General features: G+C 71.3%; 13 protein-coding genes. 7 read left to right on the forward strand and 6 right to left on the reverse strand.

What is annotated here, in order from left to right; genetic code table 11:
- Nucleotides 1-108 precede the first annotated feature (108 nt).
- Nucleotides 109-1,851, forward strand: coding sequence for a GAF domain-containing protein (locus tag P3T29_RS01530; RefSeq protein WP_280714355.1), 1,743 nt, complete (start codon nt 109-111; stop codon nt 1,849-1,851).
- Here the strand turns inward: P3T29_RS01530 and P3T29_RS01535 are convergent.
- A complete protein-coding gene (locus P3T29_RS01535) occupies nt 1,843-2,550 on the reverse strand; it encodes a response regulator transcription factor (protein WP_280714356.1) in 708 nt (235 codons plus the stop codon). The genes P3T29_RS01530 and P3T29_RS01535 overlap by 9 nt on opposite strands.
- 274 nt (nt 2,551-2,824) lie before the next feature.
- On the opposite strand from P3T29_RS01535, the gene P3T29_RS01540 reads away from it, so the two are divergent.
- From P3T29_RS01540 to P3T29_RS01565, 6 genes are all read left to right on the forward strand, one after another.
- Entirely contained in the window at nt 2,825-3,700 is an 876-nt protein-coding gene (locus P3T29_RS01540; RefSeq protein ID WP_280714357.1) for an aquaporin, read from the forward strand.
- A gap of 301 nt (nt 3,701-4,001) precedes the next feature.
- A complete protein-coding gene (gene ppsA, locus P3T29_RS01545; RefSeq protein ID WP_280714358.1) occupies nt 4,002-6,374 on the forward strand; it encodes a phosphoenolpyruvate synthase in 2,373 nt (790 codons plus the stop codon).
- On the forward strand, nt 6,374-8,746 hold the full coding sequence (locus P3T29_RS01550; protein WP_280714359.1) for a heavy metal translocating P-type ATPase: 2,373 nt from the start codon (nt 6,374-6,376) through the stop codon (nt 8,744-8,746). The genes ppsA and P3T29_RS01550 overlap by 1 nt, the downstream gene beginning before the upstream one ends.
- Before the next feature lie 167 nt (nt 8,747-8,913).
- Nucleotides 8,914-9,096, forward strand: a complete 183-nt coding sequence (locus tag P3T29_RS01555; protein ID WP_280714360.1) for a hypothetical protein — start codon at nt 8,914-8,916, stop codon at nt 9,094-9,096.
- A 47-nt stretch (nt 9,097-9,143) separates the two neighbouring features.
- Nucleotides 9,144-9,782, forward strand: coding sequence for a cytochrome b N-terminal domain-containing protein (locus P3T29_RS01560; protein ID WP_280714361.1), 639 nt, complete (start codon nt 9,144-9,146; stop codon nt 9,780-9,782).
- Complete coding sequence (locus P3T29_RS01565) at nt 9,779-10,723, forward strand: hypothetical protein (protein WP_280714362.1); 945 nt, start codon at nt 9,779-9,781, stop codon at nt 10,721-10,723. Before P3T29_RS01560 ends, P3T29_RS01565 begins: the two co-directional genes overlap by 4 nt.
- A 65-nt stretch (nt 10,724-10,788) precedes the next feature.
- Here P3T29_RS01565 and P3T29_RS01570 read toward each other — a convergent pair whose 3' ends face one another.
- From P3T29_RS01570 to P3T29_RS01590, 5 genes are all read right to left on the reverse strand, one after another.
- Nucleotides 10,789-11,232: a universal stress protein gene (locus P3T29_RS01570; protein WP_280714363.1), complete on the reverse strand. Its 444-nt coding sequence runs from the start codon at nt 11,230-11,232 to the stop codon at nt 10,789-10,791.
- A gap of 110 nt (nt 11,233-11,342) precedes the next feature.
- Nucleotides 11,343-12,488 carry a site-2 protease family protein gene (locus P3T29_RS01575; protein WP_280714364.1) on the reverse strand — a complete coding sequence of 382 codons (1,146 nt, stop codon included), beginning with the start codon at nt 12,486-12,488 and terminating at the stop codon, nt 11,343-11,345.
- 163 nt (nt 12,489-12,651) lie between these two features.
- Entirely contained in the window at nt 12,652-13,695 is a 1,044-nt protein-coding gene (hypE, locus tag P3T29_RS01580) for a hydrogenase expression/formation protein HypE (RefSeq protein ID WP_280714365.1), read from the reverse strand.
- A gap of 144 nt (nt 13,696-13,839) precedes the next feature.
- Nucleotides 13,840-14,352, reverse strand: a complete 513-nt coding sequence (locus tag P3T29_RS01585; protein WP_280714366.1) for a hydrogenase maturation protease — start codon at nt 14,350-14,352, stop codon at nt 13,840-13,842.
- Nucleotides 14,353-14,483: 131 nt separating this feature from the next.
- On the reverse strand, nt 14,484-15,194 hold the full coding sequence (locus P3T29_RS01590) for a CBS domain-containing protein (protein WP_280714367.1): 711 nt from the start codon (nt 15,192-15,194) through the stop codon (nt 14,484-14,486).
- Between the last annotated feature and the right edge of the window lie 145 nt (nt 15,195-15,339).

Consider the following 15,339-nt stretch of genomic DNA (forward strand, 5'->3'; position numbering starts at 1 on the left):
ACCTTGGGTAGGTCGTCCGGTCGGCGCTGGGCCGTACTGACAGGCCGACACGGGCGGTCTACTGTGAAATCACGACCTTGGTCATCGCCGCAGCGGACGGAGGCTCCAGTGGGTGGTCCCTCGGAACCCGCTTCCACCCACCTGCCGCAGCTGCGGCTCGACGACCTGCTGGACGAACTGCAGGCGCGGCTGGACGCTGCCCGTGGGACCAGGGACCGGGTGCACAGCCTGCTGGAGGCGGTGCTCGCGGTCGGGCGCGATCTCGAACTCACCCAGGTGCTGAAGCACATCGTGGAGTCCGCGGTGGAGCTGGTGGACGCCGAGTACGGGGCGCTCGGCGTGATCGGGGAGGACCAGTGGTTGTCGCAGTTCATCCCGGTGGGGCTGGACGAGCAGCAGATCCGGCGGATCGGCCCGCTGCCGTCGGGGCACGGCCTGCTGGGTGAGCTGATCCGCCACCCCGAGGCGCTTCGTCTGGCCGACCTGTCCCAGCACCCGTCCTCCTACGGGTTCCCGGCGCACCACCCGCCGATGCACAGCTTTCTGGGAGTTCCGATCCGGGTGCGGGACAGGGTCTTCGGAAATCTCTACTTGACCGAGAAGCGCGGTGGCGGGGAGTTCGACGCTGAGGACGAGTCCGTGCTCGCCACCCTGGCGGTGGCGGCAGGCGTGGCCATCGACAATGGCCGGCTCTACGCGCAGGCCCGCCTGCGCGAGCGCTGGCTGGCAGCGAGCGCCGAGGTCACCAACGGCCTGCTGTCGGGACTCCCGCAGCAGGAAGTGCTCGACCTGTTGGTCGCCCGCGCGGCCGAGATCGTCGGCGCGGACCTGACCGTGGTCGCCCTGCCGTCCGAGACCTCCGCCGAGTTGGAGGTCCGGTTGGCCGTTGGTCTGGGAGCGGAGGCGCACTGCGGGCTGGTCCTACCGTTGGAGGGCTCTTTCATGGGTGCCGCGGTCCAAACCGGTGGGCTGGTCACCAGCACCGATGTGCAAAAGGATCCGAGGATCACCGCAGGTCCGCCGCGCTGGGAGGGCCTGGGGCCGGCCGTGGCGGTGCCGATCGGCACTGTGGCAGGCGGCGTGCGCGGGGTGCTGATGCTGGCCAGGGCGGCAGGCAGGCCGGTGTTCGAGTCGGCGGAGTCCGCCCCACTTATGGGGTTCGCGGGGCAGGCAGCGGTGGCGATGGAGCTGGCTCAGCGGCGCCGGGACTCCGAGCAGGTCGCCCTGCTTCAGGAGCGTGACCGGATCGCTCGTGACCTGCACGACCTGGCGATCCAGCGGCTGTTCGCGACCGGGATGACATTGCAGGGCGCGGTCCGCTTCATCGAACACCCGGAGGCCTCGGAGCGGGTGCTGCGGGCCATCGACGACCTTGACGACACGGTGAAGACCATCCGGTCCACCATCTTCGGGCTGCGCGCTCGGAAGGGCGGCCAGGCCGGGAGCGGCCTGCGGGCTCGGGTGGTGGCTGCAGTTGAGCGGGCCTCTCGCCTGCTGGGGTTCGCTCCGGCGCTGCGGATGGAGGGCCTGCTCGACCTCAGGGTGCCGCCGCCGTTGGCCGACGAGGTCATAGCGGTTCTGGAGGAGGCGCTGTCGAACGCCGCACGGCACGCGAGCGCCCATGTGGTGGAGGTGGCCCTGGTCGTGGACGGGGAGCTGGCACTCACCGTCACCGACGACGGCGTGGGCCTGCCGGACGGTGGGCAGCGCAGCGGCCTGGCCAACCTTGCCGAGCGGGCGGCCCGCCTCGGCGGCAGCTTCCAGACCGGGGCGGGGACGCGGAGCGGGACACGGCTGACGTGGCGGGTGCCGCTCCCGGAAGCCGGAGGGGCGGAACCGGGTTCACCATGAGCGATGCGGGTGCCGACCGTCATGGGGATCGGCCGACTCGAGTCGGGTGGCGATGACTGCCGCCTGGATGCGCCGATCAACGCCCAGCTTGGCGAGGATCCGGGAGATGTGGTTCTTCACGGTCTTCTCGGCCAGATAGAGATCCTCGCCGATCTGGCGGTTCGTCTCGCCCTTCCCGATCAGGGCCAGGATCTCCCGCTCCCGGGGCGTGAGGGCGGCCAGCGCCGGGTCCGCGGCGGCCTCGTCGCGATGGCGCAGGCTCTCCATCAGCTGGGTCGTGGTTGCCGGGTCGAGCATCGACTGCCCGGAGGCCACCGTCCGCACCGCAGTGACCAGGTCGGCCCCCTTGACCTGCTTGAGGACGTACCCGGCCGCGCCGGCCATGATCGCGTCCAGCAGCGCGTCGTCGTCGTCGAACGAGGTGAGCATCAGGCACGCCAGCTGCGGCATCCTCGAGCGCAGCTCCCGGCAGACGGTCACACCGTCCCCGTCAGGCAGCCGGACATCGAGCACGGCGACCTGCGGCCGCAGGGCTGGCACCCGGGCGAGCGCCTGCGCGCAGGTCCCGGCCTCGCCCACCACCTCGATGTCAGGCTCGGCCTCCAACAGGTCGCGCACCCCGCGACGCACCACCTCGTGGTCGTCGAGCAGGAACACACGCACGGGCTGGGGGCGATCGGAGCTTTCACCTGTGACCATCAACGCTCCCGGAGACAGATCTGGGGTGCCATCTTCGAGTGTGCCGGTGTGCGAGGGACCTGGCGCACCGGCGTCTCTGAGACCGACGGCGTAAGCAGGACCCCCGGCGGCTGAACGTGGGCTCTTCGGCCCTTGGCGAGGATTCAACGGCGACCCAAGGTGGAGTGCGGCGGCGAACGCGGCCGGCTGGTTGGGCGGGGCCTGTCAGTGGCTTGGGAACTCTGGAACCTGCCCTGTGTTCCGGGGCTCGGCCAGGTAGCAACGGAGGCGAGAAGTGACCGGTGGAGCCAGGCAGCGCCGCCCGCGCATCATCCGGGAGGCGCCGAAGGGTGTCGCGGAAATTCGTCAGGTGCGGGCGCTGCGGGCCGAGGCGGCCGAATCGGTCCGGGGCGGCTGGCCGGAGTGGGAGCGCCTGGTGGCCGAGGGGGTGGGTACGTTCTTCCTGGTCCTGGTGGCTGCGGGAGCCGTTGTGGTCGACGCTGTCTCCGGGGGGCGGGTCGGACCCGCCGCGCAAGCCATTGCCCCGGGGCTGATGGTGCTCGCGCTGATCTACACCCTCGGTGAGACCTCCGGGGCTCACCTCAATCCGGCCGTCTCGGTGGCTTTCGCAGTGCGTGGGGACTTCCCGTGGCGCCGTGTCCCGGGGTACGTGCTGGCGCAGATCGCCGGGGCGCTGGCAGCAGCGAGTCTGCTGCGCGGACTCTTCGGCACGGCCGGTCACCTGGGGGCGACGGCGCCGGGGCGCGGTGTCGGGTCCGGTGCGGCGCTGGTGCTGGAGATGGTGCTCACCCTCGGCCTGGCGACGGTGATCCTTGGGACGGCTTCCGGGGCCCGCAACATCGGCCACAACGCCGCCATCGCGGTCGGCGGGTATGTCGCGTTGGCTGGGCTCTGGGCCGGCCCGGCCGGTGGCGGGTCGATGAACCCCGCGCGCAGCTTGGGCCCTGCGCTGGTCGGCGGAACCCTCGCCCCGCTCTGGATTTACCTCGTGGGGCCATTGGTTGGCGCGGTGCTCGCCGTGCCGCTGGCCTGGATCCTGCGCGGGCCGCCCTCTGCGGCTGCCGCCATCGCCGCGCAGGGACGACGGGGCCGGCCTGGCGCCGACGGACCGGATGATTCCGGCACCGGTGACAGCCCGCCTGCGAAATGAGAGGCACGGACACGGGGCCGGTGAACCGATCGGTTCGAATGGGGACCATCGGGCCCTGGCAGGGAGGTTCGCGCGGTGGTCCCATGGAATTGACGGGAAGGACCCGAAAGAGAGCGTGGGGAAGCGGCCGACGGACGCGATCCGCCGCGCAATCTGGCTCCGCGAGAATCGGATGGGCCCTTCTTGCCGTGCGCCGGGCCGAATCGTCAGCGATGCCCTGCCGACCACCCCTGCCGCTTCATCAGGAATGTTATGCAGCAGGTAAGTTCACCCTCCCCGCCCGCACCCTGCGGAGGAAATCATGTCCCCTGCCCGCCGTGTCATCCCGTTCTCCGATGTCGGACGAGAGGACGTGAGTGTCGTCGGAGGTAAGAACGCCTCGCTCGGGGAGATGGTCGTCAACCTGGGCCCGGCCGGCATCCGAGTGCCCGACGGCTTCGCGAGCACCGCCGACGCCTACCGGGAGTTCCTGGAGACCGGTGGCCTCCGGCAGCAGATCGTCGAGCAGGTCGCGCTGCTGCACAAGGGCGTCCCGCTCGACGAGGTGGGCGCCGCGATTCGCGACGCCATGCTCAGGACGCCACTGCCGCCCGCCCTGGAGCGGGAACTCGCCGAGGCGTACACCAGGCTCAGCCTCGAGGCCGGGCGGGAGGACCCCGACGTGGCGGTGCGCAGCAGCGCAACGGCCGAGGACCTGCCGGAGGCGAGCTTCGCGGGGCAACAGGAGACTTTCCTCAACGTGCGGGGCCGCCAGGCCCTGCTGGACGCCTGCCGGCGCTGCTACGCCTCGCTGTTCACCGACCGGGCGATCGACTACCGCGAGCGGATGGGCTTCGACCAGCTCGCGGTGGCACTCTCGGTCGGCGTGCAGCTGATGGTCCGCTCCGACCTGGCCGGAGCGGGGGTGATGTTCACACTGGACACCGAGAGTGGCTTCCCGGACGCAGTGCTGGTCAGCGCAGCCTGGGGACTCGGTGAGACCGTGGTCAGCGGGCAGGTCGACCCGGACGAGTACCTGGTCTTCAAGCCGCTGCTCAAGGACCCTGAGCTGAATCCGGTCATCCACACCGAGACCGGGGCCAAGCGCCGCAAGGCCGTCTATGCCGACCAGGGCCTCACCCGCACGGTGGACACCACCTCCGATGAGCGCGCCCGACGGGTGCTGGACGACGCCGAGGTGCGCACGCTCGCCTCCTGGGCTGTCGCGATCGAGCAGCACTACGGGTGTCCGATGGACATCGAGTGGGCCAAGGACGGCCACTCCGGCGAGATCTTCATCGTCCAGGCCCGTCCCGAGACCGTGGTGTCCCAGCGGCGCGCGACGATGCTCCACCGCTTCCGGCTGACTGGCACCGGCGAGCGGCTGGTCGACGGGATCGCGGTCGGCGAGGCGATCGGCGCGGGCGCGGTCTGTGCGCTGAGCAGTCCCGTCGAACTGGAGCGCTTCCCGGCCGGGGCGGTGCTGGTCACCGGGATCACCGACCCGGACTGGGAACCGATCATGAAGCGGGCCGCCGCCATCGTCACCGACCATGGCGGGCGCACCTCGCATGCCGCCATCGTCAGCCGGGAGTTGGGCGTGCCCGCGATCGTGGGCACGGGGCGTGCAACCGAGGTGCTTCGCGACGGGCGAGAGGTCACGGTCTGCTGCGCCGAGGGCGAGGAGGGGCATGTCTATGCCGGACGGCTCGACTACGAGCAGTCGGAGATCGACCTCGCCGGGCTGCCGCAGACGCGTACCAGGATCATGCTCAACCTGGCCGACCCGGCTGCCGCGTTCCGCTGGTGGCAGCTGCCGGCGGACGGTGTGGGGCTGGCCCGGATGGAGTTCATCGTCGCGCACCAGGTCAAGGTCCATCCCATGGCGCTGGTCCACCCCGAACGCCTCGACGGTGAGGAACGCCGACGTGTCGACGCACTCACCCACGGCTACCAGGACCGCACCCGGTACTTCACGGACCGCCTGGCCCAGGGCATCGCCCGGATCGCCGCCTCACGATGGCCCGCGCCGGTCATCGTGCGCACCAGCGACTTCAAAACCAACGAGTACGCCAAGCTGGTCGGCGGGCGCCCCTTCGAACCGGTCGAGGCCAACCCGATGATCGGCTGGAGAGGCGCCAGCCGCTACTACAGCGAGGGCTACCGGGAGGGCTTCGCCCTGGAGTGCCGGGCGCTGCGCCGGGTCCGTGACGAGATGGGTCTGACCAACGTGGTGGTGATGATCCCGTTCTGCCGCACCACCGAGGAGGCGGACCGGGTGCTCGCGGTGATGGCCGGGGAGGGCCTGCCCCGGGGTGGGAACGGGCTGAAGGTGTACGCGATGGCCGAGATCCCGGCGAACGTGATCCTGGCGGATCAGTTCGCCGAGCGCTTCGACGGGTTCTCGATCGGCAGCAACGACCTCACCCAGCTCACCCTCGGCGTGGACCGCGACTCCGACGCCCTCGCGCACCTCTTCGACGAGACCAACCCCGCCGTTACCCGCAGCATCGAGACCCTGATCGCCACCGCCCACGCGGCCGGTTGCCCGGTCGGCCTGTGCGGCCAACGGCCCAGCGACGACCCGGCGTTCACCCGGTTCCTGGTGCAGTCCGGGATCGACTCGATCTCGGTGGCCCCGGACAGTTTCGTCGCTGTGAAACAGCACGTGGCCGCTACGGAGCACTCAGGCTGATGGCTGACGCCCGCGCCACGGAACCGCGCACCCAGACCCTCGGGCGGGAGAGACTGGACTACGTGAGACCGCCCGTGACCACCGGTCGCCCGGTGTCAGCCGGCCGGCTGGAGCTGGCGCTGCTCGCCGTCACCTCGACCGCACTGGTGGCGGGCGGGATTTCGTTCGTGCTCGGTGCCCGTGGCGCGGCGGATCTCAGCTGGGCGATCGGGACCGTGGCCGGAATCGGACCGGCCGTCGTCTGGGTCTTCGCCGCGCTACGCCGCAAGCACGCCGGGGTCGATTTGATCGCCGTGCTGGCCCTGGTGGGCACGCTCGCCATCGGCGAATACCTGGCCGGGGCACTGATCTCCGTCATGCTCGCCAGCGGCAGGACGCTGGAATCGGCCGCCCAGCGTCGCGCCTCGCATGACCTGCGCGCTCTGCTCGAACGAGCGCCTCGCTCCGCACGTCGCCGCGAAGGCGGGAGCGTCCTGACCGTCCCGCTGGAGGAGATCGCGCCGGGCGATCTGCTCGTGGTCGGGCCTGGCGAGGTCGTCCCGGTGGATGGAACGGCGGCAGGCGCCGCCACCGTGGACGAGTCCGCGCTCACCGGCGAGCCCGAGCATGTGGAGCGGGCAGCGGGTGAGGACGTCCGCAGCGGTGTCCTGAACGCGGGCCCGGCGTTCGAGTTCCGCGCCACGGCGACGGCGGAGAACAGCACGTACGCGGCAATCGTGCGCCTGGCCCGCGAGGCGGGTGCCGAGAGCGCGCCCGTGGTCCGGGTCGCGGACCGTGCGGCGGCCTGGTTCCTGCCGCTTTCCCTTGCCGCCGCCGCGCTGGGCTGGGTGATCGGCGGCACGTCCGAGCGGGCCGTCGCGGTGTTGGTGGTCGCCACCCCCTGCCCGCTGCTGCTGGCGGCTCCCGTGGCCATCGTCTCCGGCCTGGCGCGGGCCGCCCGCCGTGGCGTGGTGGTCCGCGACGGTCGGGCCCTGGAGGCGCTCGGGCGGGCCCGCACCCTGGTGCTCGACAAGACCGGCACCCTCACGGCGGGCAGACCACGCGTCCTCTCCGTGTCGACTGGGCCAGGCCGGTCCCCGGCCGAGGTCCTGCAGCTGGCAGCCTCCCTGGATCAGGTGTCACCCCATGTGCTGGCCGAGGCCCTGGTACGCGAGGCCCACGTACGTGGCCTGCCGCTGACCGTGCCGCTGGACGCGGCAGAAGATCCGGGGAAGGGCATCACGGGTCTGGTCGACGGGCACCGGCTGCAAGTCGGCCGGGTCGAGCTGCCGGGCGAGCTGCCGGCCTGGGCACGCACCGCGCGCAACCGGGCGGCCCTGGACGGCGCGGCGGTTGTCTGGCTGACGGTGGACGGCGAGCTGTCCGGCGCCGTCCTGTTGCGGGACCCGGTGCGCTACGACGCTCCGCGGACCCTGCGGCGCCTGTGCGGGGCGGGTCTGACCAGGCTGGTCATGCTCACCGGGGACCACGAGGGGGCGGCCAGGGAGGTCGCGGCGGTCGTCGGCCTCGACGGCGTCGCCTCCCGACAGAGCCCGGCGGACAAGGTCGCCGCCGTGCGCGCCGAACGGACGCGCGCCGTCACCGTGATGGTGGGCGACGGTGTCAACGACGCCCCCGCGCTTGCGGCCGCAGACGTCGGGGTGGCGATGGGCGCGCGCGGCTCGACCGCCTCCTCCGAGGCGGCCGACGTCGTCCTGACGGCCGACCGGCTGGACCGCCTCGCCGACGCCATCGAGGCCGCCGTCCGGGCTCGCGCCATCGCCGTGCAGAGCGCCGTGGGCGGAATCGCCCTCTCGCTGGCCGCGATGGCCGTGGCCGCCGCCGGCTACCTCCCACCGGCTGCAGGCGCGCTGCTGCAGGAGGCGATCGACATCGCCGTGATCCTCAACGCGCTGCGCGCCCTGGGCGCCGGCTGGGCCTCCCGGCGGGCTCTGGAACCGGGCACCGAGGAACTGCTCAACCGCTTCTCGGCCGAGCACGAAGACCTGCGCGACGCCCTCGACGTCCTGCGCGACGCCGCCGACCAGGTCGCCTCGGGCGACCCCACCCAGGCGCTGACCGCCGTGCGGAGGGCCCACCGCTTCCTCAGCGAGCGGATCCTGCCACACGAGGAGGCGGAGGAACACCAGCTCTACCCCGCGCTGAGCGGTCCGCTCGGCAGCGCCGAGGCCACCGCGACCATGAGCAGGACCCACGCCGAGATCGGACGCCTCGCCCGCCGGGTGGCCACCCACCTCGAACAGGCGGACGAAGGCGGGGCCATTCACCCGGACCAGGTCGACGACCTACTCGCCAGCCTCTACGGCCTGCACACCGTGCTACGCCTGCATTTCGCGCAGGAGGAGGAGAACTATTTCTCGCTGGTTCCGTGAACCACGTGCTGTTGTGAACCCGGCGCTGTGTCAGCTCGCGTTGCCGCGGACCGCGACGACAGCGGGACCGGCTCACCGAGAGGTGGGCCGTTCGGCGCATCGCCGGGTGCCGGTTGCCTGACGCCGGGTGAGACTGACGCCGGACCACTTCGGAAGGGGCCGCCACGATGGCCGTGGAAATGGCGTACAGCGAGCTTGCCGCACCCGTCGATCTCAACCACCCGGGGCACTACGTCCATTGGGGCGTGGTGCAGATCTCGGTGGCGAACCTGGTGGTCATCGGTCTGATGGTGCTGGTCTTCGTGGCAGCGGTGCTGCTGCCGTTCCCCAAGGGACGAGGACGCCGATGAGCGACTCCGCCTCACCGTCGGGAAACGCAACACGGGATGCCAAGCGCGTGGGCGGGTGGACCGGCGCCGCCCGACGGTACGCCGTACGCACCCTCCCACCGGAGAAGCTGCTGCCCGACACCCAGCCGGCCTACATGGCGTCGTGGATCTACGTCTTCGGCGTGCTCACCGTGTCGTCACTGATCGTGGCCGTCGCCACCGGCTGCGTGCTCGCGCTGGAGGGCCCCGGTTGGTGGCACGCGTCCAGCGTCGGTAAGTACGTCAACAGCCTCCACCTGTGGAGCGTGGAGCTGTTCATGTTCTTCATGGTGATCCACCTGTGGGGCAAGTTCTTCATGGCCGCCTGGCGTGGCCGGCGGGCGATGACCTGGATGACGGGGGCGGTCTGCTTCCTGGCCTCGGTCGGCACGGCCTTCACCGGCTACCTGGTGCAGCAGAACTTCGACTCGCAGTGGATCTCCGGGCAGGCCAAGGACGGCCTGAACGCGGTGGGCATCGGCGCCTGGTTCAACGTCCTGGACTTCGGCCAGATGCTGATGTGGCACATCGTCCTGCTGCCGCTCGTGCTCGGCTTGCTGACGGCCTGGCACGTCCTACTGGTCCGGCGTCGCGGGATCGTGCCTCCGATCGACGCGCTGGCGCCGGAGCCGGACGAGCAGTCCGCTGCCACGGCGGTCCAACCGTGAGCCGGCGCACTCGCCGGGCGGCGGAGCCGGACCCCGCCGCGTTCCCGACCCGACCGTACGACCTGCTCAAGGAGTTCACCATCGCGCTGGTCGCGGTGGCGGTGCTGACCGCAGGTCTCGCCGCGCTGTTCTCCTCCCCGGACGAGCAGCCGATCACCCTGGCCACCTGGTCGGCCGCCACCCCGAACGACTTCACCGCGACGGCGGTCACCGAACTCGGCGGCACCAGCACGACCGCGCAGTACGGCCCGCCGTACAACCACACCCCGGGGGCCGGCCAGAAGATCGGCCCGGTCGGCCTGCAGCGGGCCGCAGGAGTGCGGATTCCGGTCGACACCGCCGAGGACTTCGTACTGCGACCGCTGCGCCAGGCTCCCGAGCCGGCGGAGGTCTCTGCCGCGCTGACCGCCTGGACAGCTGCCCCGGCCGACCGGCAGCAGGCGTGGACCTCGGCGTACTCCGACGCTCTCGGCAAGGCCCCGGACGGCGATCCGGCCAAGGTCGAACCAGGCGACTACGGCCCCGTCCCGGTGCTGACCAGTCGGCTGCTGGCGCTCGCCCAGGCGGGAGCCCTCGACGGCCAACTGCTCGCCCAGGGACGCTTCTACCAGACCGACTACACCCGGCCGATGCTCTTCCTCAACGACGGTACATACCTCGCGGACCAGGCCCGTGCCCAGCACCTGGCCGGCGACCAGTGGGGCATGATGAACGAGACCGGGAACTACCCAGGCCAGGCCTGGCTGTGGCTGTACACCTTCTGGTACCAGATCGACCCGTTCAAGACCTCGAAGAACGCGGACGCCCTGATCTGGGCACTCATGGCGGTGCTCAGCCTGGCCTTCGTCCTGGTGCCGTTCATTCCCGGGGTCCGCTCGATTCCCCGCTGGACGAAGGTGTACCGCCTGATCTGGCGCCAGCACTACCGGGGGCAGCGGTAGCGCAATGGGTACTGCACCGCCTGTCCGGCACCATCGGCAGGGAAGGCCACCCTGGCATCGGTCGGTCAGTTCCCACCATTGCGGAACACGAGGACCGGGCAGTGTGCGTGCTGCACGCAATGCTGGCTCACCGAGCCCAGCAGGGCCCCCGAGAACCCGCCGTGGCCCCGGCTTCCCACGACCAGCAGCTCGGCCCCGCGAGCGCTCTCCAGCAGCACCTCTGCGGCGTTGCCAGGTACGACGCTCTCCCTGACTTCCACCGGCGGGTCGTCCCCGACCACCTCGGCCACCGTTTGGGCGAGCATCTTCCCGGTGGCATCGGCGAGTTCGGGATCCAAACCCGTCATTGCCCACCCGTACATCGACGGGTACGCCCAGCAGGCGACCGCGTCCACGACGGTGCCGGTCCGCTGCGCCTGTTCGACCGCCCACCGCAGCGCCTGCTTCGACGACGGCGAGCCGTCGACTCCGACCACGATCCGGCGTACTGCCGGGTGTTCCGTACCCATCTCACACCTCGCAACTCGGTCGACATCTCCACACTGCTCCCCAGGAGCCGGGCACGCCCAGGGCCGGTCGGTCCACCGAACCCGGGGCCGACCGGGCCCGACCACGGCGGTCAGACGGTGGGGCGGATCTGGGTCGCACGCGGCGCGGGCAGGCGTCGCTGCGCGATCCGCGAGATGTCATGGCCGGTGACGATGCCGACCAGCTGCCCGGCGTCCAGCACCAAGATCCGCAAGGGCGCGGTGACGCCCCCTTTGTCCAGCACGTCGACCAGACCGTCCTCGGGCGACGCCAGCACGCATCGCGCGAGAGGGACAGCCACGTCGCGGGCCCGTATCTCGGCCCGCCGCGTGAGTGGGAGTGCCGAGAGCCGGCGGACGTCGACGATTCCGCTCGGGCGTCCGTCGAAGCCGAGCAACGGGATCGCCGAGTGGTGCCCCTTCGGGACGACCTCCTCGAGGAAGCGGTCCACGGTCAGCCAGTCGGCCCCGGTGACGACGGGCGAGGACATCACCTCGGCCACCCGCACACCACGCAGCGCGGTCTCCAGGATGGAGCGGCGGACCTCCGCCAGGGCGGACATCGAGATGAAGAGGCCCACGAGCATGAGCCACAGGCCGGCGCCCGCGCCGTGTGTGAGCTCGACCCAGCCGGCCACGACCAACAGTCCTCCGGCCACCTGGCCGGTTCGTCCGGCGACCCGCTCCGCACGCTCGCGGTCGCCTCGGCGCCACCAGAGCACGGCCTGCAGGACCCTGCCGCCGTCCAACGGCGCGGCGGGCAGCAGGTTGAACACCCCGAGCAGCAGGTTCGCCCAGCCGGTCCACAGCAGCACGGCCGAGAGCACCGCCCAGTGCAGCGCGTCGTGCGTTCCGAGCGCTGCGGCAACGCCGAGTCCGCCGAGTACCAGGCTGGTCAGCGGGCCGCTTGCCGCCACCCTGAACTGGACCCCAGCGGTCCTGGCGCGTCCCATCCGGGTGACGCCGCCGAGCCCCCAGACCGTCACATCCTGGACGTCGATCCCGGCTCGGCGCGCGGTGACCGCGTGCGCCGCCTCGTGTGCGAGCAGGCTCCCCATCAGGAGTAGCGCCCCGATCAGGCCAGCTGCGGTGTAGACGGCGTCGGACTGCCCCGGCGCCCAGGCCGGGAGTGTCTGGCTCCTGAGGCCGCTGCTGAGGAGGAAGACCAGCAGGGGCGCGCTCCAGTGGATCCGCAGGGGCACGCCGAAGATCCGTCCCAGCGGTACAGAACCCTTCATCGTGCCCTCCTGCCTCCACCGCACCCGCCTCCGGGTCGGGGCCCGGATGGTGCTTGTTGGGAGCGCAGTGCCACCTTCCATCGTCGCTGCCTGGGGCCGTCCATGGAGAGGACCGAAGGTCCCGGGCTCACGGCCCCAACGGTCCAGTGAACTCCTGCGAGGCTCAGCAGATCCGGGGGAACTGCTCGCCCGTGGGCATCTCCACCACGTGGCGGACGGCCACCATGGTGACCTGGCCGGCCGGCCAGTCACGGACCCGGCCGATGGCCACGGCGGCTTCGCCACCGGGGGTGGCTCTCATCGCGGCGAGCACGGCCTCGGCCTGCGGTGCGGCGACGAAGGCGACCAGGCAGCCGGCATTGGCGACTTGCAGGACGTCGAGGCCGAGCAGGTCGCAGGCGGTGGCCACAGCTTCGGGTACCGGGATGGCGGCTTCCTCGATCTCGACGCTGACGGCGGAGTCTCGAGCGATCTCGTTGAGCGAGGTGGCCAGACCGCCCCGGGAGGGGTCACGCAGCACGTGGACGGCGGCGCCGCCAGCCGCGCCCATCGCTCTGACCAGGTGGTGCAGCGGGCGGGTGTCGGAGGCGATCTCGCTCTCGAAGCCGTGAACCTCGCGGGTGCTGAGCACCGCGGTGCCGTGCAGGCCGATCGGGCCGGAGAGCAGGACGGTGTCGCCGGGCTGTGCGTAGGCGGCGGAGGTACGCATGCCGGGAAGGCGGGTGCCGAAAGCGGTGGTGGTGATGAACATCTGGTCGGCGGCCCCCCGGTTGACGACCTGGGTATCGCCCGTCACCACTGCGACGCCGGCATCGCGGGCAGCTGTTCCAACGGAGCGGGCCACCCGGTCCAAGATCTTGAGAGGGAGGCCCTCCTCCAGGATCAGGGCGACGGCGAGCGCGGTCGGCCGGCCACCCATCATCGCCACATCGTTGACGCTGCCGTGCACGGCGAGCGAGCCGATGTCACCGCCGGGGAAGAAGAGCGGGCTGGCGACGAAGCAGTCGGTGCTGGCGAGCAGTTCGGCGGCGCCAGTCGCCGGGAGCACTGCTGCGTCCTCCAGCGGGACCGCACGTCGGCCGGGTCCGCCGGTGCCGCTCAGAGCGGGCAGCAGCAGGTCGTCCAGCAGCTCAGCGGAGAGCCTGCCGCCAGCGCCGTGGCCCAGCAGCACCAGGTCGGTCTCGTCGACGGGCGGTGGGCACTCCACCGACGGCGCGACGGCAGCAGGAGGCGACTCCGCGCCTGGTCAGGAGTGGGCGGTCATCGTTCGGTCCTCACGGTCGGCCCCCGAGGAGCGAGGCAGGCGCATCGGAGAGGAACCCCGGGTGGGACAGGCGCGGCGGGCAGAAGTTCATGAGATCGGGTCTCCCACATCGAGCGGGGCAGCGAGCCGGTGTGCCGCTACCGCCTTGCGGACCATCGACACGGTCTGCGGCACTGCTGCGGCCACGGCCGGGCTCAGTCCCTGACCGACCGTGAAGTCCTCGCCTTCGACGGTGATGATCAGCAGCTCGCCCGGTAGGCGGTCGATCACGGTGGCGAGGGAGACCGCATGCCCGAGGCCCGAGCTGTGCGAGTCCGCGGCACTGCCCTCCGCGCGGACCGTGCCAGACCCGGCGGAGCGTACTCGGACCCTGTGCACGCGCCCCGCCTGCCCGGGATGAGAGTGCATGGTGTCCACCACGACGGCCAGGTCGGCGCCCTCCCATAGCTCCGGCAGGCGGGTCGACTCCCCGTCGCACAGTGCGAGCAGGTCCGCGTCGATGCCGTTGCGGCGAAGCTCAGCGACGACGGCCAGGCCTGCCCCGTCGTCATGGCGGTCCTCGGTGCCGATGCTGATGAGGACGATGCGTGTGCGGGGCACAGTGCTCAACTCCGTTCCACGGTCAGGGGCAGGTAGCTGTCCCGCTGGCCTTGGCCTGCGGCGCAGCGACCTCCTCAGCAAGGTCGCCGGGGAGCGGGTGACTCTGCGGCGGGAGAAGCCGCCTGGAGTGTTCAGTGGCCTGCGCGGGAGCCGAGGATGCCGTGGTCTCGGGGCTGCCCGACGTCGAGCTTTGTGTCGTCGAGGGTGTAGGTGAGGGTGTGGTGGACGGAGACCACGCCGTCAACCGAGCGGCACAGACGCTCGACGATGGGGATCAGGCTCTTCTGCTCGACTTTGCCGGTCAGCGTCACCACACCGTCCTGCACGGTCACCCGCACCGCGTCCGGGGCCAGCCACAGGGTCTGGCCGAGCACGTCGTGGCTGATCTCCTCGCGGATCGCCGCATCGTGGCGCAGGAAGAGCTGGAGCAGGTCGGAGCGACTCACGATGCCTCTCAGGCGCCCGGCCTCGTCGACGACGGGGAGTCGCTTGACCTTCTTGCGGTCCATTACCCGGGCCGCCTCGACGATGCTCCACTCGGGCCGCGCGGTGATCGCTGGGCTGGTCATCAGGCCACCGGCGGTCTCCGCCTCGGCGCGGGCCCGGTCACGCGGGCGCATCCAGGCTTCGGAGCTGTGTCCCTCGGGGTCGGGAAGCCCGGCCTCCTTGCGGAGCAGGTCCGCCTCGGAGACCATGCCGAGCGGCCGGTCCTGGTCGTCGACGACGGGAACTGCGGTGATGTCGTTGCGGTGGAACAGTGCGGCGATCTCCTTGAAGGGGGTGTCGGGCCGGGCGGTGACGACCCCCTGGGTCATCACGTCGTGGACGGTGCGGTGCTGCATGGTCCTCACGTCCTCACTGGGCGTCCTGCAAGGGCCGGGATGTCCGGCCCGGACTTCCTCCCGCTCACAGTCTTCGCCCGCTCCGCCAGCCCGCACAGGGCCGTTCGGTCCCCACCGGGGGTCGGTGCGACCCATGCCTGGGCGC

This window comes from Kitasatospora sp. MAP5-34 (assembly GCF_029894335.1).
Lineage (GTDB): Bacteria > Actinomycetota > Actinomycetes > Streptomycetales > Streptomycetaceae > Kitasatospora.